This is a genomic window from Bifidobacterium bombi DSM 19703 (assembly GCF_000737845.1).
Classification (GTDB): domain Bacteria; phylum Actinomycetota; class Actinomycetes; order Actinomycetales; family Bifidobacteriaceae; genus Bifidobacterium; species Bifidobacterium bombi.
In genome coordinates this window covers 359,870-379,691 of sequence record NZ_ATLK01000001.1, presented here as the reverse complement: position 1 = coordinate 379,691, position 19,822 = coordinate 359,870, and the positions used below count along the sequence as shown (strand labels likewise).

The 19,822-nt window shown below is 55.2% G+C and carries 18 protein-coding genes; 6 read left to right on the top strand and 12 right to left on the bottom strand.

Translation table 11 applies throughout. From position 1 onward, the window contains the following. Positions 1–68 precede the first annotated feature (68 nt). From BBOMB_RS01425 to BBOMB_RS07460, 4 genes are all read left to right on the top strand, one after another. A complete protein-coding gene (locus tag BBOMB_RS01425; RefSeq protein WP_044086488.1) occupies positions 69–1,082 on the top strand; it encodes a LacI family DNA-binding transcriptional regulator in 1,014 nt (337 codons plus the stop codon). Positions 1,083–1,328: 246 nt separating this feature from the next. Then, a complete protein-coding gene (locus tag BBOMB_RS07465; protein ID WP_081867218.1) occupies positions 1,329–2,219 on the top strand; it encodes a hypothetical protein in 891 nt (296 codons plus the stop codon). Next, positions 2,164–2,550, top strand: a complete 387-nt coding sequence (locus BBOMB_RS08470) for a hypothetical protein (protein WP_081867217.1) — start codon at positions 2,164–2,166, stop codon at positions 2,548–2,550. The genes BBOMB_RS07465 and BBOMB_RS08470 overlap by 56 nt, the downstream gene beginning before the upstream one ends. Before the next feature lie 120 nt (positions 2,551–2,670). Next, the gene (locus tag BBOMB_RS07460) at positions 2,671–3,081 is read left to right on the top strand and encodes a family 49 glycosyl hydrolase (RefSeq protein WP_052377329.1); all 411 of its coding nucleotides are present in this window, start codon (positions 2,671–2,673) and stop codon (positions 3,079–3,081) included. Between the two features lie 100 nt (positions 3,082–3,181). Here the strand turns inward: BBOMB_RS07460 and galK are convergent, their stop codons facing one another. The 12 genes from galK to BBOMB_RS01360 all read right to left on the bottom strand — a co-directional run bounded on the left by galK (position 3,182) and on the right by BBOMB_RS01360 (position 17,905). Further along, positions 3,182–4,432 (bottom strand): galactokinase, encoded by a 1,251-nt coding sequence (galK, locus tag BBOMB_RS01415; RefSeq protein WP_044086486.1) that lies wholly within the window; start codon positions 4,430–4,432, stop codon positions 3,182–3,184. A gap of 179 nt (positions 4,433–4,611) precedes the next feature. Further along, positions 4,612–5,859: a galactose-1-phosphate uridylyltransferase gene (galT, locus tag BBOMB_RS01410; RefSeq protein WP_044086484.1), complete on the bottom strand. Its 1,248-nt coding sequence runs from the start codon at positions 5,857–5,859 to the stop codon at positions 4,612–4,614. A 57-nt stretch (positions 5,860–5,916) separates the two neighbouring features. Then, the gene (locus BBOMB_RS01405) at positions 5,917–6,702 is read right to left on the bottom strand and encodes a DeoR/GlpR family DNA-binding transcription regulator (protein WP_044086483.1); all 786 of its coding nucleotides are present in this window, start codon (positions 6,700–6,702) and stop codon (positions 5,917–5,919) included. A gap of 216 nt (positions 6,703–6,918) precedes the next feature. Next, positions 6,919–9,090, bottom strand: a complete 2,172-nt coding sequence (locus tag BBOMB_RS01400) for a transglycosylase domain-containing protein (protein WP_044086481.1) — start codon at positions 9,088–9,090, stop codon at positions 6,919–6,921. A gap of 143 nt (positions 9,091–9,233) precedes the next feature. After that, on the bottom strand, positions 9,234–9,950 hold the full coding sequence (locus tag BBOMB_RS01395) for a Crp/Fnr family transcriptional regulator (RefSeq protein ID WP_044086479.1): 717 nt from the start codon (positions 9,948–9,950) through the stop codon (positions 9,234–9,236). A 99-nt stretch (positions 9,951–10,049) separates the two neighbouring features. Continuing rightward, positions 10,050–10,940 (bottom strand): lipoate--protein ligase family protein, encoded by an 891-nt coding sequence (locus BBOMB_RS01390; protein ID WP_238549850.1) that lies wholly within the window; start codon positions 10,938–10,940, stop codon positions 10,050–10,052. A gap of 173 nt (positions 10,941–11,113) precedes the next feature. Next, positions 11,114–11,743 carry a TM2 domain-containing protein gene (locus BBOMB_RS01385; RefSeq protein WP_044086476.1) on the bottom strand — a complete coding sequence of 210 codons (630 nt, stop codon included), beginning with the start codon at positions 11,741–11,743 and terminating at the stop codon, positions 11,114–11,116. A 120-nt stretch (positions 11,744–11,863) separates the two neighbouring features. Further along, positions 11,864–12,901, bottom strand: coding sequence for a 3-isopropylmalate dehydrogenase (locus BBOMB_RS01380; protein ID WP_044086861.1), 1,038 nt, complete (start codon positions 12,899–12,901; stop codon positions 11,864–11,866). A 117-nt stretch (positions 12,902–13,018) separates the two neighbouring features. Continuing rightward, on the bottom strand, positions 13,019–15,574 hold the full coding sequence (locus BBOMB_RS01375; RefSeq protein ID WP_044086475.1) for a S9 family peptidase: 2,556 nt from the start codon (positions 15,572–15,574) through the stop codon (positions 13,019–13,021). 110 nt (positions 15,575–15,684) lie between these two features. Then, the gene (gcvH, locus tag BBOMB_RS01370; protein WP_044086473.1) at positions 15,685–16,119 is read right to left on the bottom strand and encodes a glycine cleavage system protein GcvH; all 435 of its coding nucleotides are present in this window, start codon (positions 16,117–16,119) and stop codon (positions 15,685–15,687) included. Between the two features lie 43 nt (positions 16,120–16,162). Then, positions 16,163–17,107, bottom strand: coding sequence for an alpha/beta fold hydrolase (locus BBOMB_RS01365; protein ID WP_238549849.1), 945 nt, complete (start codon positions 17,105–17,107; stop codon positions 16,163–16,165). A gap of 165 nt (positions 17,108–17,272) precedes the next feature. Then, positions 17,273–17,905, bottom strand: coding sequence for a DUF4916 domain-containing protein (locus BBOMB_RS01360; RefSeq protein ID WP_044086471.1), 633 nt, complete (start codon positions 17,903–17,905; stop codon positions 17,273–17,275). Positions 17,906–18,169: 264 nt separating this feature from the next. On the opposite strand from BBOMB_RS01360, the gene trxA reads away from it, so the two are divergent. Together trxA and BBOMB_RS01350 are read left to right on the top strand one after the other, a co-directional pair. Next, the gene (trxA, locus tag BBOMB_RS01355) at positions 18,170–18,523 is read left to right on the top strand and encodes a thioredoxin (protein ID WP_044086469.1); all 354 of its coding nucleotides are present in this window, start codon (positions 18,170–18,172) and stop codon (positions 18,521–18,523) included. Positions 18,524–18,765: 242 nt separating this feature from the next. Then, entirely contained in the window at positions 18,766–19,770 is a 1,005-nt protein-coding gene (locus tag BBOMB_RS01350; protein ID WP_044086467.1) for an aggregation-promoting factor C-terminal-like domain-containing protein, read from the top strand. Positions 19,771–19,822: the final 52 nt, after the last annotated feature.

Genomic DNA, 19,822 nt, shown 5'->3' with positions numbered 1-19,822 from the left:
CATGTCATACTCAATGCAGTACAATATCAGCAGAGAAAATGACTTCTATCTTGATTGGAATGGTCTCAATGGCAAAAACACTTGCAACGATAGCTCAGAACACCGGCGTGAGCCAAGCCACTATATCGCGTGTAATCAACGGCAAACCCGGCGTGTCGGAAAGCACGCGCAACACGGTACTTGATGCGATGGATGCGGCTGGTATACCTCGGAACAAGTTCGTGCGACCAAATTCGCGTTTCGTGGCCATCGTCACGCCTGACCTGAGCAATCCGATTTTTCCGGAGTTCGTCACAAGACTCAATACGCTGCTACAACATGCCGGTTACCAAACCCAGCTATGCACGTACAAATTGGGCGGTGTAACGGAAGCCGACTATCTGACCAGCCTGGGAACTCAGGAACCAGCCGGGGTCATTTTTCTTGCAGGCCAGTACGATACCAAAGATTCGGATCTGGAGATGTATAAGATCCTCAGCGAACATAAGATCCCCGCAGCTTTCCTCAACGGCACCGTACGTAACATGGATGGTTTGTATGTAGGCACGAATGACCAGCGATCCACGGAAATGGCGCTCAACCACCTGGCAAATCTAGGCCATGAACGCATCGGGCTGTTGCTTGGCGATCTGAGGCACTACCCCAGCATCATAAAGCACAAGGCCGCATTGAAATTCTTCAAGTCACACGGACTCGAACACTCAGAAGAGCTAACCCAGTGGACAACCTACGGATTGGAATCCGGACAAATGGCAGCGACGAAACTCCTTGAAAAGGGTGTAACCGCAATCTTCTGTGCCAGCGATCAACTCGCTCTTGGAGCTATAAAAGCGGCTCATAACTTGGATTTAGACGTGCCACACGACATCTCAGTGGTTGGTTACGATGACTCCATGACCATGAGTTACATCTCACCTGCCCTGACGACTATACGGCAACCCATAGGCAACATCAGCGAAACAATCGTCAGTGGACTACAGCGAATGATGGAGGATTACACTCAAATGGCCAAACGGGAGCTTTTCATGTTCGAACCCGAACTCCTTGCTCGAGATTCAACTGCGATATGTAGAAAATCATGAAGCAAATATTACGTAAATTTTGCACTATATCACAATCTTTTATTACATATCCCAGAAGAGAAGAGATACATATATTACACTGAAACGAAGAAGTTCGTACAGCATGAGGTAATCCCGTAACAACAAATCGGCGGATATCACAAGCCAACCGACTCCATGTGGGCGTGAACCACCGCAATTGACTCAAACGCAATCGCCGGTCAATCCAAGTGAGTAAATCCGCAATCGTCCGCGGAAAAGACTCATTTGTTCTCAGCACGAACCGCCAATGACATTTATCTGCACACTTGGTGGCACGCGGATGCGAAGAAAAGTGCCAGCTGCGTATTGAGTAACAATCAAGTGCGTCAGTCGCCGTTCTGTTCCACCAAGGTATCGACGTGCAAGGCTCCATACAATTACTATGATTCCTTCACTTACATCAGTATACCGAGAAACGGCAGTGAGAAATTAGGATACTCCAGTCTCGATGGCGCTGAGTTCGCTACGGAATCGAACATGACGATGTCTTGGTCATGCTTCGAATACTTTACGGATGTCTATGTCGATGTAACCCTCACCACCAATAAGAACATTTCCTCTGCCAACCAGGTGAAGATTCGCCCGTCCAAGCTGAAATTCAGCAAACAACTGCTATCCGATTCGACAATCCGGATTGGAGTTTCATATAATCCTGGCGGTTACAGGTTTTCGGTGGAATTCGATTCTGAGTTGTTCACAGCCTATGATCGTTCGGGTGTCCTGAGCGAAACGGTTGACGCCCATTCTCGTGATGTGCACATACAACCACGCAACACGATGATGATTTTCGCTCAGCCGAAAGTCTCTGACGAAGACGGCGAGCTTATACCGAAATCACAGGCTGGCACCATCTTCCGACCGACGCAAGGTGATATCAGCTACATTGACGATGTACAAGCTGACGTGATATCGTTCGGTCCCGGAACATATTTCATGGGACCAAGACACATGGCGGAGCTTTCGTCCAACGTCAAATGGATCTATTTCGCCCCCGGAGCTTATGTCAAAGGGGCTTTCAAATTTCCAGAGGGACCGCAATCGTGTTACCGTGTAACCGGTTATGGCGTACTGTCAGGCGAACAATATATATATATACGAAACCGATACCGCAGATAGCTATCTGCATCGTTCCCCGAAAACCGATAATTGCCACCGCTCATGCGTAAAAAAGCTCCAATTCCATTCAGGCTCATGCAGACAACAAACGCTTGCTTCGCAAGGAATAACCGTTGCAAACCCACCATATCATTCATTTGTTGTATATGGAGATGAAGAAACTTTTGCCATGCATGTCCGTAATTACCAACAGATTGGCGGATGGTACTGGCAGACCGACGGTATTGAACTCTATCGCGGAAGTAGCATGAAGCATACGTTCTTCCACTCAAACGACGATGTAATAAAACTCTACCATTCCAGCGTCGATGTCGGCGACACGGTGATTTAGAAGAACGAGAATGGACCGGTCATTCAAATGGGCTGAGCCCCAAGAGACATCCACGACATCCACGTCAAGGACACTGATGTGATACATAATCTTATGCATTGGGACAATGGAAACACTGGGGTGATAATTTTTTCACCCCATTGGCTTGGCCCAGAGAAAAACCGCGCAGATCACAGTAAGACCATCGATGACATCGAAATCAAGGAAACAGAGGTCGAAGGCATGGTCAACTGCGCAGTTCGAATATATGCGCTGGAAAATATTACAAGACTGCGCATCGATTCGTTCCACATCGAATCATGGAACAAGCTTGACTCACTTAAACAGACGAGCAGGCTTTCTGTTTATAACGATCCTGAGGGAGCAGCGGTGAAGATTGGTAATCAAATGAAGGAGCACAACGGATTATCGATACATGATTACACAGTGGGAGGCGAAGTCATCACCAAGTCAGACGGCAATTGGGCTTCAGACAAGCCAAGACGCTTGGATTTCGACTTGAATCTATGGGATAGCTGGGATTGCCGATAGGTGAGCGAACCGCAAGGTGCAGCTTGCCATCACACGCACGCTGCACCTTGTTGTATATTGACACGCCATTCTTAACAGACACGTGATGCATAAGCGATGATTATCTGACTCTGTGCGCCGAATCAGATGCTACGGCGACCAAGGCACGAGGCGTGCGGAAGCCATTGTCAGCAAATGAACCAGCCACATGGCAGGCCACTGCGCGACTCTCCCCGCGGGCCACGAGCGCGATGACCGATCCGCCGAAACCACCGCCCGTCATACGAGCGCCCAGCGCACCCGCCTCCCGGGATGCCGCGACAGCGACGTCAAGTTCAGGAACGGTGACCTCATAATCATCACACAGCGAAGCATGCGAAGCATCCATGAGTTTTCCGGCCTCGCGCGCATCCCCGGATGCAAACGCCTTGATGAAACGATCCACACGCCCGATCTCGTTGACGACATGCCGTACACGTTTACGGGTCGTCTCATCGTCAAGCCGGTTCAATACCCGAGCAAGGGCAATCTGCGGATCATCAGAGGCTTCGACCTCATCTGCGACTTCCCTAAGGTTCGCCACGCCCAATTCCCGCGCGGCCCGTTCACAACTGGAACGACGTTGCCCATACTGACCATCGTTCAGCTGGTGGTGTGCCTGAGTGTCGATCACCAACAGCTCAAGTCCCAACTCCTCCAAGTCGAAAGGCTCCTGAGTCGCGGAATCGATGGCATCGAGCCCCGGCCTGAAGTCCAAACGCAATGAGTGCCCGGGTGTGCACCTCATGGCGGCGCTCTGGTCAAGTCCACCGGTAGAGGCACCCGCCATGTCGTTTTCAGCGCGCACCGCTGCATCGATGAGGGTAATCCTACCTTTGTCAGTGCCTCCGAATCCGAGTCCGAACACACCGTCAAGCGCCAATGCGGTCGAGCATGTCATCGCTGCGGAGGAGCTCAATCCCGATGCAAATGGAACACAGGTCACGAACGCCATATCGCTACCGCAAACGGTGTCAAAACCAGCCTCACGCAGCGCCCAGGCCACACCAATCGGGTACGCGGCCCAGCCCTTGACGCCTCCGGCGCCCAGCCCCTCGAGATCAATGTCCACGACATCCTCCGGTTTGACGCTCGACACCACCCGCATTCGCATATCATCGCGAAGATGCACGGCAACATACGTCCGATGCGGCAGGGCGATGGGAAGGCATAGGCCGGCGTTGTAATCAGTATGCTCACCAATGAGGTTGACACGGCCAGGGGCGGCCCAAACCCCGTCGGGATCACTGCCGAAGACTTTGGCGAAAAGACCCGAAGCTAGCGCTGCGCCAGTGGAATCGTCGTAGGCCTCAAGAAACTCGATATCTGACATCAGTACATTCTCCTATTCGTTTTATACCATCAATGACTGTCCTGAGAACACAGTCGAATCCTCCAGGAAGAACCCACCGCTTTTGACATACAACAGAACCTCGGCGAGGCCCCGGACACGTCCGCGGCACGTACCGTCGCCTGCAGCAACTTGCCAATTGTTCATTCTCTGGCATGGGTTCAATCGATGTCCACCGGACCCAATTCCAGGAACCGTTGGGCTATGAGCTCCGGAGTGGTGTCCGAGACCCAAGCCGCCATGCCGGACTCGGACCCGGCAAGATATTTGATCTTGTTCGCGGCACGTCGGAACGAGAAAAATTGAAGGTTGAGGCGGTAATGAGCACGGCGTGGATCACGCACGGGAGCCTGATGCCAGGCTGAAATATAAGGCAGATCCATGCCCTTGCCGTCGCCGGTGTCGAAGAAGGCATTGCCGCGCTTGAGCAACGTTGAATACATCTGAGCAAGGTCCCAGCGTTCCTGATCGTTCAGTTCATCGAGCGTCAGCACATCACGCAACGGCGCTACATGTACCTCCAAGGGCCAGCGCGCAGCGGCCGGTACATACGCCACCCAACTGTGGTTACGCATGACGACACGCTTTCCGGCATCGATTTCGGCTGCCATCAAATCGCGGAGCAGATTACCTCCGGTTTGTTCGAAATACTCCTCGGTATGCGTCAATTCAGCTTCCATCTTCGCAGGCATGTAGGGATAGCAGTACACCTGGCCGTGCGGATGAGCCAAAGACACACCGATCTCCTGCCCGTGGTTCTCAAAGGGGAAGATCTGTTCGATACCTTCCAGATGGCTTAATTCCACGGTACGGAAGGCCCATGCCTCAACCACGGTACGCAGGCGCTCAACGGGAAGGTCCGCAGGAAGACCCGACTCATTCGGGTCGAAGCAAATCACCTCGCATCGACCGGCGGCCGGCCGGGTCTGCCAAAGATGGTTGCCATCCACGAAGCTTGTCGTGTTGTCCACCCCCGGCACCTGCACCATGGATGGGAAACGGTTTTCGAAGACGACCACATCATAATCAGTGTCAGGCACTTCCCCGTCTTGATAGGCACTGCCCGGAATACGGGCAGCGAGCGGATTGCCACTGGCTGTCTTCTTCAGCCCTGCGGTGATGGGGCGGTTCATGCGAGCCGTCGCCATGGGAATCCAGTCACCTGTAAGTGGATCACGCCGCATCTGCGGTGCCGCATACGGCACGACATTGCCGTCAGCGTCAGCGTGGGGCGCGAAACGGTCCGCCAGAGGACGCGGATCATGGAGCTCACGGGTTTTCTTCCCACTGACGTACTCCGGTTCATCATCAAGATAGAAGAATTCGCGCCCGTCAGCCAACGTCGTCGGTGTGATGCGGATATGCTGCTGTGCGTATGTATCCGGTTCGTAATGGCGAAATTTCGTCATGGTATGACACTCCCCTCAACCCCGTCAGGGTTATGGTTCTCGTTGTTTGTATAAAATTCAGCTGCTTTTATGAGTCAGCACCAAATTGCTCACCAGGCTACGGGTCTCCTCAGCGGAATCCTTGTCGAGACCGTCGTCCGTGATCAATGTGTCAACTTGGTCAAATCTGGCGAACAGAGACAGGGAGGTACAGCTCCACTTCGTGTGATCAGTGAGGATGATCGTCTTATCTGCGATGCCCATCATGGCCATATCCGTCGCAGCCTCCAAAGAGTTCGGCATAAGGAAACCCCTAGGCACGGAAACGGAATGCGTGCCAAGGAAGACCGTGTTGACCCGCAAGGATTCGATGACCTTGTCGGCTATGGGGCCGACCAATGAATTCGACCGTGTGATGACGCCACCCGTGACGATGACCTCGATGTCCTTGGATTCCATCGCCTGAACCAGTTCCGCAACGGGAATGGAATTGGTCAGTATGGTAATTCCACTGGCCTGCTGCGATTCCAAAAGGTGCTGGGCGAAAATGTAAGCCGTGGTTCCGCCGCCAACAGCTATAACATCACCGGGTGAAACGTATTTGACGGCCTCCTGGGCTATGGAGTCCTTGAGCCCTATGTCCATCTGTGATTTCACCGAAAACAACGGCTCGCTGAGCAACGAGCTGGTGGTCACGGCCCCGCCGTGGACTCTCTTGAGCAGACCTTTGTCCGCAAGATCGGCAATGTCGCGACGCACGGTCATGGCCGAGACTCCAAGCTCTTTTGAAAGCGCTGTGATGCGAACTGCTCCACGAGTGCGAAGCCTGCTGAGAATCACATGCTGTCTCTGTGAGGAAATCATATGAACATTATCGCACAAATTATTTCAGAAACGCAAACAGACTGAAAGTTTGCCCTAGCAATCACGCATATCAGTCTTCCCGCTCACATCGCCAGGTTCATAACCCGCTGAAAACAATCGCAACGGAATGCCCATCAAAGCATCTCATGATACGGGAAACGGGACGCACGGCGACCCCTTCGTCACCGGACGTCCCGTTTCCCGTTTCCGCCGCCGCTACTGTCTGTTCTGTGTAGGAGCGCTGGACGAACCCATGTATTGCGGAGCAGGATTGCCGTAGTTATTGTCTTGCGGCACATTCCCCGCGGCCAGATAGCGATTCATGAAGTTCCTCCAAGCTGGGGCCGCTATGTCTTCGCCATACCACACCGCACGATACTTGCCATTGATGGTCTTGCGATCGAAGGGAACGGTATATTCGGCATTGCCCACCGAAACGAACGTCGAGACCTGAGGTACGAAACCGCCGGTCGCCATATACGTATTCTCGTTCGTACCGGTCTTGGCGAAGGTCTTTCTGCCGTTATCCAGCCGTGTGACCGCAGCCACTCCATCAGGACGAACCACACCCTGGTTCATGGCATACGCCGTGGTCTGAGCTATTTCGGAAGAAATGGCCTGATGGCAATTGGCGCTCGGCACCTTCAGATCCTCGCCTTCCTTGTTAATCACCTTCTTGATGGCGATCGGCGTGCATTCCACACCATTAGCGGCGATGGTGGCATACACGTTCGCCATGGTAAGTGGCGACGCCTGCACGGCGCCAATCGTCATTGGAGGATACAACGGCGAGCCTTTGGAGTAGATGTCCTCCTGTCCCAAAGGCGAATTGTGGTAACCAAGCGTCTTGGCCGTGTCCGCAATGGAGCACAGTCCAATCTGTGAGGCCATCGCCGCCTGCACGGTGTTGTGCGAATGCACCAAACCGAGGAACGGCGTCTCGGGATTCACGTTGCCTCCGTCGGCGTTATGCACCGTCCAACTGCCGACGTTATCGGTGAATCTATCGCAGTTGAACGCGCTGTTGCGATAGAAGGTCGAAGTGCGCAACGGCTCGTTGATCGACCTGCCCTTCTGCATCCATGCCACCATGTTGATCGGTTTCCATGATGAACCGATAGCCCATCCCATGCCGCCCCCGTCTTTCTGATCGACGGCGTAGTTGAGCGAGGTCCTCGTCGGGTCGTTCTTCGCCGCATCGGTGGCGTCATATATCCTATTGACACCGAAGCCCAGTACCTCACCGGTCCCCGGACGTATCGATGCCATGGCCACCTCGAAACCAGTGGGGTCGTTGACCGGAATGGTCTCGCGGGCCGTCTGCATGGCGATGTTGTTTGCATTGATGTCCATTGTCGTGTAAATATCAAGCCCGCCCTCATTCAAGAGCTTCTGACGCTGCATCTCGGTTTTTCCGAATTCCTTGGAGTTGAGGATCTGCTTGGTCACGTAATCACAGAAGAAAGCGGCATCGCCTGCTGACTGGCAGCCTACCTGCAAAGTGTTGTCCTGAAGGTTGAGCGTCTCCTGCAGGGGTTTTGCCTTGGCCTCCTCATACTGCTGCTTGGTGATGAAGCCTTGCGACAGCATCAGCGAAAGCACGATGTCGCGCTGCTTCTGCGATTCCTGAAGATTCTCAGGAATGGATGGATCGTATTTGGACGGATTCTTCGTGATCGCGGCGATGGTCGCGGCCTGGCCAACGTTCAGATCCTTGGCGGAAATTCCGAAATACCGTCTTGCCGCGGCCTCAACACCATACAGGTTGTTGCTGCCGAACTGCGCGATGTTCAGATACCCCTGCAATATCTCGGCTTTGGAATATTGCTTTTCCATCTGCACGGCGATCAGCATCTCGCGAATCTTGCGCGCTATGGTCTCCTCAGAGGCATGGTACTCGGCTATCGGATCGTTGTTCTCATGTGCCTTGGTCATGAGTACGTTCTTGACATACTGTTGGGTAAGCGAGGAGCCCCCCTGCGTGTCGCCCTTTTTGATGAACGTCTGAATGAAGGCCCTCATGACGCCCTGCACGTCCACGCCAGCATGCTTGAAGAACCTCTTGTCCTCGCGTGCCACGGCGGCCTGCTGCATGGGCTGCGAAATATCCTTAAGCGGAACGACCGTACGGTTCTGCGCATAGAACGATGCAATCACCGTCTTCCCATCCGACGCGAACATCCGGGAGCGCTGCGGAAGACTAGAAACGTCGAAGTCGATGCCTTCGACCTTCAACGACGGCATGACCGCCTTGGCCATGCCATTGACGCCAAAAACGACCGGGGAAAGAAAAATTCCGCCCACGACGCCCCCTGCGATACAGAGCATCACATATGCGAGCAATAAGGCCAAAACACGCTGTACAGTGAGATTTCGCTTCGAAGACATGCGCTCTATTCTAGGACATCGTATCTACCTGCACACCCATCGACGACACTTTCAATTGTCGATAAGCCGATAGCTAATAGTCTCGAACGAACCGAGACTAGCAGAAACATTGTGCAAAGCAAGGCTTGTAATCAGTGTAAAGTTCAGCGTCGTGACCGGCGAATCAACATTCCAGGCTGGTAGATGATGATGGCGCGCCCGTCGCGGGCTATCCAACCGCGATCCGAGAAATCCATCAGCGCCTTGTTGACGGTTTCGCGAGATGAACCCACGAGCTGGGCGAGTTCCTCCTGTGTCAGGTCGTGCGGAACCTTCACCCCTGCCTCGACAGGCTTGCCGAAGCGCATGGCCATGTCCAACAGAGTCTTGGCCAATCGTGCGGGAACGTCCTTGAACACAAGGTCCGACATACGTTCGTTGTTCGCGCGCATCCTCGCCGCCATGACCTGCAACATGTTCACCGCCACGAAAGGATGCTTGTTGAGCCACCTGAACAACGTCTCGCGATCTAAACAGCCCACCCGTGTCCCGTTGACCATCGCCACGGCCGAAGCCGTGCGCGGACCTCCGTCGGGGTCGAAAACGGGAATCTCTCCAAGCACTTCCCCTCGGGAATGGATGCTCAACAGCTGGACTCGATCGTCATTCGACTCGCGCGTGAGCTTGACCTTCCCCTCCTCAAGCAGATACATGCATTTGTCCGTACTTCCCTCATGGAAGATGTAGTCACCCTTTGAAAACGAGCCGTACTTGATGAACGGGAGAAGTTCTTCCGCCTCCTGCGGCGGAACGTGCCTGAACAGCGCCGTCTGCAACAGCTGATTATGCTCTTCTTCAATATGATTGGGTGTCTCCACCATTTTCACGCCTCCAAAACCGATTTCTGCTCCAGCGGCTGCGCCAAAACACAACACATGACATCTATATCAAGATAACGGACCCATGTCCATCTTACTCGCCTATATCCCTCTATGAGCATAACCGGCGAGATTGTGCATGATCTCTTCGCGGCTCAACGCCGTATGCATACACAACGGATCAACCCGTTTCGAAACCGACCTCACGGCTTTGTCGCTCATCTTCTCATCGGAGACCCGGAGCAGACGCGACATCGTCTCCGAGTCAATGGCGTAGGACAACGTCGTGTGATGAAGAACCGCGCATGGACCGTAGTCCAATGGAGCATATCGTCTCTGGGCCGAACCGCCAGCCTTGCCGTTCGGCGTAACAACATCGTTCATGCCGCCGAAACCGATGTCCATGCCGCGCAATGCCTCGACAAGCCAGCGGTCGCATAAACGGTACGAGGCCCGCACGGCGACGCCTTCCAGAAAAGGCGCCGGAACATACAGCGAATAGGTGATGACGTCGGAGGGCCGCACGAACATGGCGCCGCCGCCCGTAGGCCTTTTGACGATCTGAAAACCAGCGGCGCGTGCAGCTTCCAAATCGACCTCGTCATGGACGCACTGGTATCTGCCTATCACAACGGCCGGCTGCGTCCATCGCCAAAAACGCAGGGTCGCGGGCCTTGCCCCTCTGACGACCTGAATCGCCCATTCGTTGTCGATATCCATCTGTTCCTGCGGTCCCCGGGGCTGGTCAATGACAACCTGCGGGTGAACTGGCGGTTTCCATGTGCCCGCCAAAGGTCGTTCTACGGCGGACCACTCGTCATCAAGACGAACGCCAACGAACAAGGCCCTCGACTCTTCCGCTCCACAACGCGAAGGAGCACCGCGAAGCGTTCGTCGCTCATCATGCAAAGCACGATCGAAAGCCTTTTCGATGGACCTCGCGTCCGTGCCTACAAGACCGACATCAGAGTAACGCGCCATCACCTCACTCACGCCCCCTCAACGAGGGTCTGCTCCATATCATGCATCATGAGCATGGCGTGCCGGTCGTCGCCTTACACGAATAAGTCACCGTCGATGGAACAGCCAAGCACCCGACCCGAAGCATCGACATTGACTGCCACACCTACCAGCTTTTCTCCAGGCTTTTTGAATTCGGCGCGCAATTAATCCTGAAGCTCCATCCCCTTGCCGTCGCGATGCCACGGCGACCCGTATTGCGAGCACAGTATCAGGATTCCTTCTACGAAACCCCATATCCCCGACGCCAGAGACGCGATACCGAATGTTAACAACCCGCCAAGTACGGTCAGGAGGAGTTGGATCACAGCTTTGTTGGTATACCCGAGATAGAAGTTGTGTATGCCAAAACCACCGAGAAATATGCCCAACAGGCCCGCCGCCAGCTTTGACTTCTTGCTGTAAAAATACGGGTTTCCCGCGGCGTCATATGCCGGGGACGCCTGTGCTGCCCACCCGTATTGCTGGTTGTATTGGTAACCATTGGAGTTCTGTGAATACGCCTGGTTCTGGTATTGGGTATCATATCCGTTCATACCGGAATCGTATTGCCCACCAGACCATGCACCGTTCCGGGTATCGTAGCCCGGCTGGTTTTGCGCTGCACCAGGCATATTCGCCTGCCCATATTGCGTACCTGAACCTTCGGAAAAGCCGTACGCGCCGGACTGACCTTCGGCCGGTGCATACCGACCGGCTTGGGGATATCCGACCCGATTTGATGATGAATCGTCCTGACGAGGGTCACGGCTTTGAGCGTTACCTGAATCATCCATGTTTGTCCCTTTTATACAACAGAATCCATTGAATTGGTTCCAACTGACTGTACACCATGATGGTGTGAACCGCCAACACGAATCAGCAGGGTATTCCATGTGAATACCCTGAATGTACGCTCACAGTCTGGAAAGGATGTCCCGCCCGACCTCCTGCGTAGAACGGTCGATACCAGCGTTGGCTTCGATGTCGGACTCTACGGCACGCTCGATGCGCTCCGCTGCCTCATCAAGGTCCAGATGTCTCAGCAGCATGGCCGCCGACAATACCGCTGCGGTGGGGTTAGCAATGCCCTGACCGGCGATATCAGGTGCCGAACCGTGAATCGGCTCAAACATCGATGGGTACTCCTTGGAGGCGTTGATGCAGCCCGAAGCCGAATAACCCACACCACCGACGACGCTGCCGGCTTCATCGGTGATGATGTCCCCGAACAGGTTATCTGTCACAATGACGTCGAAGCGACTTGGTTCGGTCACCAGAAAGATGGTGGCAGCATCCACATGTTGGTAATCATGGGTCACCTGTGGATATTCCTCACCGACTCGATCGACGATGCGCTGCCACATGTCGCCGGCATTGACCAGAACGTTCTTCTTATGGACCAGAGTGACATGCCGGCGGCGTTTCATGGCCAATTCAAAGGCATAGCGAACCACACGCTCCACACCGAACGCCGTGTTGATGGACACCTCGGTCGCGACCTCGTGGGGCGTGCCCCGCCGCACGGCGCCGCCGGCCCCGCAATAAAGGCCTTCGGTGCCTTCACGCACCACGACGAAGTCGATGTCCCCCGGGTCCGCCAACGGCGATGTCACTCCACGATACAGCTTGGAGGGGCGTAGATTGACGTATTGATCGAGATCGAAACGCATCCTGAGCAACAAACCACGCTCCAAAACACCTGCCTTCACTCTCGGGTCACCAATAGCGCCCAGAAGAATGGCATCGTTTCCCTTGATCCGTTCCAACTCATCATCGGGTAGGATGGCACCGTCTCGCAGATAACGGTCGGCACCTAGATCGAAATCATCGTATCTGAAATCCGCCACCCCTTCAGTCGCCTTCTCCATCACCTGTTGGGCGACCGGCACGATTTCCTTCCCGATGCCGTCACCAGGTATGACGGCGATGTCATATGTCTTTGCAGTAGTCATAACCATGCAGACTACCTGTCAAACCGAACGGGGACAGCCGGCCTTTCGCATCGTGGACACGTAACTGTCAGGACGGCGTCGCACTCATCAATGACGAAAGGCCGACGTGCACGGACTTCAGACGTCGATGCCCATGACATGAAGACACCAGGCGTTCTCTTCGCAAACCTCACGCCACTGCGCATACCTTCCCGAAACGCCGCCGTGCCCGGCCTCGGTTTCTACGCGGATCATGGCATCGACGCCTTGCGACTGCAAACGCGCCACCCACTTCAGCGGCTCCACATAGAGCACCCTGGTATCGTTCATCGACGTGGTAGCGAGAATCCTGGGGAACCGAACACCTCCCGCAGGCCGCCGAGAGCCCGAGTCATCGCGTCCATAGGACCAAAGCCCATACGGCGCATTCTCGTACGGGGTGTATGACTTCATATACTCGTACACCAATCGGTCATGAAGCGGATCGCCCCACTCATCCCACTCCGTGACCGTCAAAGGCAATGATGGGTCCAGAATGGAGGTGAGCGCGTCAACGAACGGCACATCCGCCTCGATGCCGGCGTAGCATTCCGGGGCCATGTTGGCCACCGCCCCCATTAGCAGCCCGCCGGCGGACCCGCCGTTCGCGACGGTCCTTCGCGAATCAGCAAGCCCGCATCTCTGCAACGCCCTCGTGGCATCGACGAAGTCCTCGAACGTGTTGCGTTTGTTCAGCCTGCGCCCTTGCTCGTACCAAGCACGCCCCATCTCACCGCCACCCCTGACGTGCACCACCGCATACAACACGCCGCGGTCCAGCATGCCGAGCCGGGATACCGAGAAACCAGGGTCGCTATTGACCTCATACGCACCATACCCAGTGACGAACATGGCGAAAGGCCCCTTGCGGATTCCTTCTCGCCAGACCAATGACACCGGCACCAGCTCACCGTCGCGAGCTTCGACCCATACACGCCGTTCGCGGTACCGTTCTGGATCGAAGTCACCCAATACCTTCATCCGTTTGAGCAGGACATCCTCGCCGGTGCATACATCTATTTCGTGAAGCTCTCCGGGAGAGGAATAGCTGGAAAACGAATAGCGCAAACGAGGTGCATCGTACGAGGGATTGCCGCCTGTACCGATGCAATACAGCCGGCGCCTGCGCGTACCCTGTGAATCGGTACCCCACAGATCGCCCGGCACCTGCCCGTTCCCGATATCGCTCCCGGCTTCGCCGCCATTCTCTTCGCCTTGACCGGCCGTCCGTGGAAAGTCGAGAACGATATCGTCGGGGTAACCACTTCCCTCATCAGGTTCACATCCGAAAGAGGAACGAACCAAGCCCTTGTGCGGTTCGAGTCCCAAGAATGCCCAAGGCCGACCAGCCAGAAAATCGGCTGCAGCCTGTTCCTTGGTGATGACCGCGACATGCGGAAGACCGCCCGCCTGATAACCCAGCTGGACGAAGTGCCGATACATTGCGATGCCGTCGATGCTCAGACCTTTTGCGCCTTGAAGGACCTCAGGGTTGATGGAGTTGAAATACGGCTCTCCTACATGCCGCCGGGAGGCGCCGCGCTCCACGGCGTCCCCTCGCTCGCACCCGTAAGGCGAACCCACGGCGATGCATGTACCTTCACCCAACGAGAACGGGGGTTCATGCATACGCATGTCCACGACGTCGATTTCGAAATTGGGATTGAATGCATTATGATACACCAATGCCAAGGGTATGTCCGACCCGCCCTGACCGGCTCCTTCGAAGCTCGCGAAACTGACGTCGTATTCCACGCCCTCGGTGCGCGGAAGGAAAACGCGGAACTCGCCCTCAGGGTCATCAACGGGAAGAAGAAGGACCTCACTGGTCGTTTTGGACCCGGTGCCTATCACCACATGACGTTCATCGAAACTCAAGGAGACCCCTACCCAAAAACGTTCATCGCGCTCGCGGAACACCTCCACATCCTGTCGTGCGGCCGTACCGACCCGGTGCCTCACGACGGCGCAAGGACGCCAGGCCTCATCGAGCCGTACATAGAAGACCCAACGGCCATCGGCGGTCATGCAGGCCCCACCTACACCGGGCATAAGATCGGGAAGGTCATGATGGTCACTCAAGTCACGAATGCGATAGTCATAGCGTTCGTCGCCTGTCGTATCGACCCCGTAAAGCAGGAACCGGCCGTCCCTGCTCAGGTCGAGCCCACCGAGCTGGAAAAAATCATGGCCCTGCGCCTCGGCGTTCATGTCAAAGACGATTTCCTCATCCGGTGCCGCACCCGGCTCATCGTGCATGTCGATGACCGGCGGGTGCCAATCATCCCGACCCCGGATATGAATTCTGCACTGAACACCGTATTGGCTTCCCTCTCTGGTTCTGGCGAAATACCAATAGTCGTCAATTCGGGTGGGGACCGACATGTCCGTTTCCTGAACATGCCCCTTGAACTCTTCGAACAAAGTGTCCTTCAACCCCGACAAGGGTCGCATCCGGTCGGCATAATACTCGTTCTGTGCCCGGACGTAGTCGCGCAGGCGCGCGGAGTCTTTGTCGCGCATCCACTCGTATGGATCGACGAAGACGTCACCATGCACCTCGCGCACATGGGGTTGTTCGAATGCCACCGGCGGCCGCCCCACATCCGCGTGATTGGCGGAACGCAAACCCGATGTCTCTTTTTCAGTGTCCATTCCCATGAGGGAAATTATACGGCAGCATCGGCCAACCACCCCGGCGCAAACGCAGGAACGCCATCACGATGACGTCTCGTTGCCTTCACCCAAGCGCCATACGGCAAACGTTACTTTGATTTTCTGAGCAGATTGCGGTACTGCCCGTCATCGAGCAATTCAGGCTCATCGTCCTCCGGCTCAACCTTCACCATCCAACCTTCACCATACGGATCGTTATTCACGATTTCAGGGTCTTCGGCAACCTCACCATTGACATGACGAACCGTCCCCGCCACAGGCGCAATCACGGGCTGCACCGCCTTCGACGATTCGAGCTGCACCAACTCGTCGCCTACGTCGAACCGTGTACCCACCTCAGGAAGATCGACGTAGACCAAATCGCCCATATGATCCGCAGCGTATTCGGTAATGCCCAAGGACAACAGACCCTCTGACTGCCCTACCCAAACATGCTCATCGCTATAGCCAAGCTCGGCTGGCACATCCAAACCCACGGACCTTTCATCGGAACGGTCACCGCCATCCATCTCAAAGTCACTCATGCAATGAGTCTAACGCAGGAACCGAGGCGAAGCAAACCTCATATCAGCGCCCGACACGCGCCATGAGATGCAACAAAGCTTCGGCCACCTCTTCGGGATGCTCCACAGCACTGAAATGCCCGCAGTCATGGATGATCTGCATATCGACCTCGGTCCCTGTCATGTGTGAGGCCATGACCCGCATGCGATCGGGACCGCTGGACGGGTCGCGGTCGCCACAAAGAACCAGGGACGGGACGGTGATACGTGGCAGCTGCGCATTCATATCCGGCCTTCCCGCAGCCATGCGCTGACGCCAATCTATTCCGGCGGGCGACTGCTCCCTGATCCAAGACGTCATCTCGTCGATGAACCAACTCGACCTTCTAACCGTGGAATCGCCTTGCGCCGGCTGTGCGAAATGAAGTACCGGCATCACCGTGAGACCGCGTACGACGTCCTGCGCAACACCCAAGCGCTTGGCGCCTCCGTCGACATCGGCGTCGGCAGTCGTGTCGCACAGTGCCAAGCCTGCAACACATTCAGGATGCAGTCTTTGCACGTCCAACGCCACATACCCACCCATGGATATCCCAGCCCAAACAGCTTTGTCGTAGCCTGCGTCATGGAGCATGTCCACGTACGTTTCGACGATGGCGTCCAGAGCCCGGGGATATGCCCCGTCCTCACGTGGCTCACCATAGCTCCCCACAACAGGGACGGGGCTCATACCGGCACCGGGCATATCAGGCGCCCAGACGGCAAAGGGAACGACTCCGGCTCGCGCCGACCGCGAGATGATCAGTGCGGCACATTCATCCCACATACGGTGATCGATAGGAAAGGCGTGGACAAGTACTAGCGGCGTACCTGACCCCGCGCGGTACTCATGATTGACCACACATAACGGTCTACGGGACCATTCCTCTTGCTCGGCAAGCATTTCCCCATCGAATGCATAGGCACGGGAAACCCGTCCCACCTGTTCGTGACCTACGTTCGACTCCATCACCACTTATTATCCTTTCCACTGACAACGATAGGACGCACGGCTACACACAGCGCGGAACGCATCCGTCTGAATCTGCATCGGTCCTCCGACCGGCTCGAAAACGCATGTCACGTATGCCTAGGTGCATCCCAGTCCCCACGCACAGTTCCACGGACACGGATGTCATTCTCCGGCACCCGTCCAGCTCAGAGCCCGACGCACTATCTCATCCTGCCCGTCGTCCATCTGATTGAGGAAAGTTCGGAATTCAGGACTTGCTATAGCACACCATTGCACATCGAGGGAGGAATCCTGGGGTTTGCAATCCCCTGAAATCACAACTACGTAGCATAATGCGACAGCATGCTGCCTGGGGTCGTAGAATCTTGATATGCCTGGTGTCGGAAAGAATTCTGCAACCGTAAAAGGCTGAAGGCTAGGAGGTATGACCGGCAGCGCTATTTCACCGAGATCCTTGCCGATATTGCGTGCCAACGCCTCACGTATGGTTTCATGGAACAGCAGACGGCCCTTGACCAACGTGCGTTCCACGGAACCGTTGTCACGCACGCGCACCAGCGAGCCGACTTCGCTGATACGCCCAAGATCGTCACAACGCACAGGGACCACCTCTACGTAGACGAGCGGTACCTCGCGCCGCAACCGGTCTATACGCACCGCCGGAAGCCAGCCCGGAGGATTGCCATTGTCAGAGCCACGCACGAAATCCTCGGGAGTAATCCCATCGAACTCACCTCTGACACGCGCCGCATCGAAATCGTCATCATCTGGAACCTCATCATTTAAAACCGGCATGACTCCATTATCCACCAAAAGAACCAAAAATCCAATATCCCCATCGCTGCGACGCACCTATCGCACCCATGGCCGAGCTTCTCAAACAACCACCATACGGGTGAGGCTCATTAACGGCTTATTAAAGGGAAAAACGAAGATGTTCGAGCGCACCAGTGGACCGCATTGCTGATACGTTTCGACGGCAAGCGAAGCTGGTAACGAAATGTTAGCACGAAGACCGTCCCACGCGTTATCATGAAAGGACTCTCGAAAGGAGCCGTAATGGCAACACAGACACTTACTTCAACGAACTTCGAACATACCATCAAAGACAACGAACTGGTCTTCGTGGACTTCTGGGCCACATGGTGCGGGCCCTGCAAGGCCTTCGGACCGGTATATGAAAAAGCGAGCGAGGACAACACAGACATAGTCTTCGGAAAGGTCGACATCGACCAGAACCAGGATCTGGCCAGCGCAGCGGACATCCAGGCGGTACCCACCCTGCTGATCGCCAAGAATGGCCAAGTCATCTTCAAGCAAGCCGGGGCCTTGCGGGCTTCGGACCTCAATGAGCTAATCAAACAGGCTCGCGATCTGGACATGAGCAAAGACGAAACTCAGCCGCAAGCATAACGGCTTCGTTTCAGGTCATACGCGGGCAAGGTAACCCATTTTTCGTATGCCCCGTCCAATATCCCGTTGATTTCATAATTTCCCATTGATTTCATGCGACCGCCGCTTGAAGCAAGTCATAAGGCTTGCGACCGGGGACGGTCGTTTTCTTTACATTCAGGCACCTGTTCTCTATGCCGCGGCTTATACTTATGACAATTGAGATATGTCTGTCGCCCAGACAGGCGAATTCAAGGAGCATGATGGCAAACCACCGTAAGGAAGTAAAAACCCTCAGCTCACTGAGCAAACGCCAGTGGCTTAAGATACTCTGTTTCTTCACCGCAATCGCCTTGTTGATCGGCGGCTTGCTGGAACTCAATGCATATCGGCACCGCATGGCAACGCAGATGACGCAGACAGCATATTCCGTAACCGACCGGAACGCTTTGAGCGTATCTCGTAGTAGTGCACGAGACGGTCTGCGCAGGGCGGACCCCAACGCCACGTATGTGACCGTCAAAGTTGACGGCACGTCACGTGCTGTAGTAGGCAGAGATTTCACCACCGTGAAATCGGTCCTCGAGCAAGGCGACATTACGCTCGAGCCGGGTGATGTCATCACGCCGGCGTTGAATTCCAAGGTGAAGGAATCCACTGTGGTGACGATTTCCCGTGCGGGTTCCGCGCTGAAGACCTCGGAAGAACCAATTGCGTTCAATACCGTCCGCAAGGAAACCGCGGCATTGCCTAAAGGCCAGGAAAAGGTACAGACTGAAGGCAGCAATGGAGTTATGGAGACCACAAGTCTCGTTACCAAGGCCGGGGGCAAGGTCATTTCCAGCAATGTGTTCACCTCATACGTCAAGACCGCGCCGGTTGACAAGGTCATTTTGGTAGGCACCGGTTCCGGATCAGGTTCGAGCGCCGGTTCTAAGGGCAGCGACAATACCATAGGCACGACGGTCCCCGTCGGGGAGATGCAGCAGTGGGCACATGACTACCTGCTTTCGAACGGCTACAGCGAAGAGGACTTCACTGCGACCGTATTCATCATCTCCCATGAATCAGGCTGGAACGTGCACGCCCAGAACCCTTCAGGCGCCTACGGACTGCCCCAAGCGTTGCCAGGAAGCAAAATGGCGAGTGCAGGAGCGGATTGGCACGACAACTATCAGACACAGCTGAGGTGGTTCTGGAGCTACTGCCAGCGGTATGGCGGCATCCAAGGCGCATATCGTCATTGGCTCGCAAACGGCAACTACTGAGTTCTAAAACAAGGGCACATCCGAATAAAAACAGAAAAGAAGTGATTAAGTC

Coding starts and splice junctions, on each gene's coding strand:
- BBOMB_RS01425 (WP_044086488.1), top strand. CDS start 69: ATGGCAAAAACACTTGCAACGATAGCTCAGAACACCGGCGTGAGCCAA.
- BBOMB_RS08470 (WP_081867217.1), top strand. CDS start 2,164: ATGGCGTACTGTCAGGCGAACAATATATATATATACGAAACCGATACC.
- galK (WP_044086486.1), bottom strand. CDS start 4,432: ATGTCAGATATCGAGTTTCTTGAGGCCTACGACGATTCCACTGGCGCA.
- galT (WP_044086484.1), bottom strand. CDS start 5,859: ATGACGAAATTTCGCCATTACGAACCGGATACATACGCACAGCAGCAT.
- BBOMB_RS01405 (WP_044086483.1), bottom strand. CDS start 6,702: ATGATTTCCTCACAGAGACAGCATGTGATTCTCAGCAGGCTTCGCACT.
- BBOMB_RS01400 (WP_044086481.1), bottom strand. CDS start 9,090: ATGTCTTCGAAGCGAAATCTCACTGTACAGCGTGTTTTGGCCTTATTG.
- BBOMB_RS01395 (WP_044086479.1), bottom strand. CDS start 9,950: ATGGTGGAGACACCCAATCATATTGAAGAAGAGCATAATCAGCTGTTG.
- BBOMB_RS01385 (WP_044086476.1), bottom strand. CDS start 11,743: ATGGATGATTCAGGTAACGCTCAAAGCCGTGACCCTCGTCAGGACGAT.
- BBOMB_RS01380 (WP_044086861.1), bottom strand. CDS start 12,901: ATGACTACTGCAAAGACATATGACATCGCCGTCATACCTGGTGACGGC.
- BBOMB_RS01375 (WP_044086475.1), bottom strand. CDS start 15,574: ATGGACACTGAAAAAGAGACATCGGGTTTGCGTTCCGCCAATCACGCG.
- gcvH (WP_044086473.1), bottom strand. CDS start 16,119: ATGAGTGACTTTGAGATGGATGGCGGTGACCGTTCCGATGAAAGGTCC.
- BBOMB_RS01365 (WP_238549849.1), bottom strand. CDS start 17,107: ATGGAGTCGAACGTAGGTCACGAACAGGTGGGACGGGTTTCCCGTGCC.
- BBOMB_RS01360 (WP_044086471.1), bottom strand. CDS start 17,905: ATGCCGGTTTTAAATGATGAGGTTCCAGATGATGACGATTTCGATGCG.
- trxA (WP_044086469.1), top strand. CDS start 18,170: ATGGCAACACAGACACTTACTTCAACGAACTTCGAACATACCATCAAA.
- BBOMB_RS01350 (WP_044086467.1), top strand. CDS start 18,766: ATGGCAAACCACCGTAAGGAAGTAAAAACCCTCAGCTCACTGAGCAAA.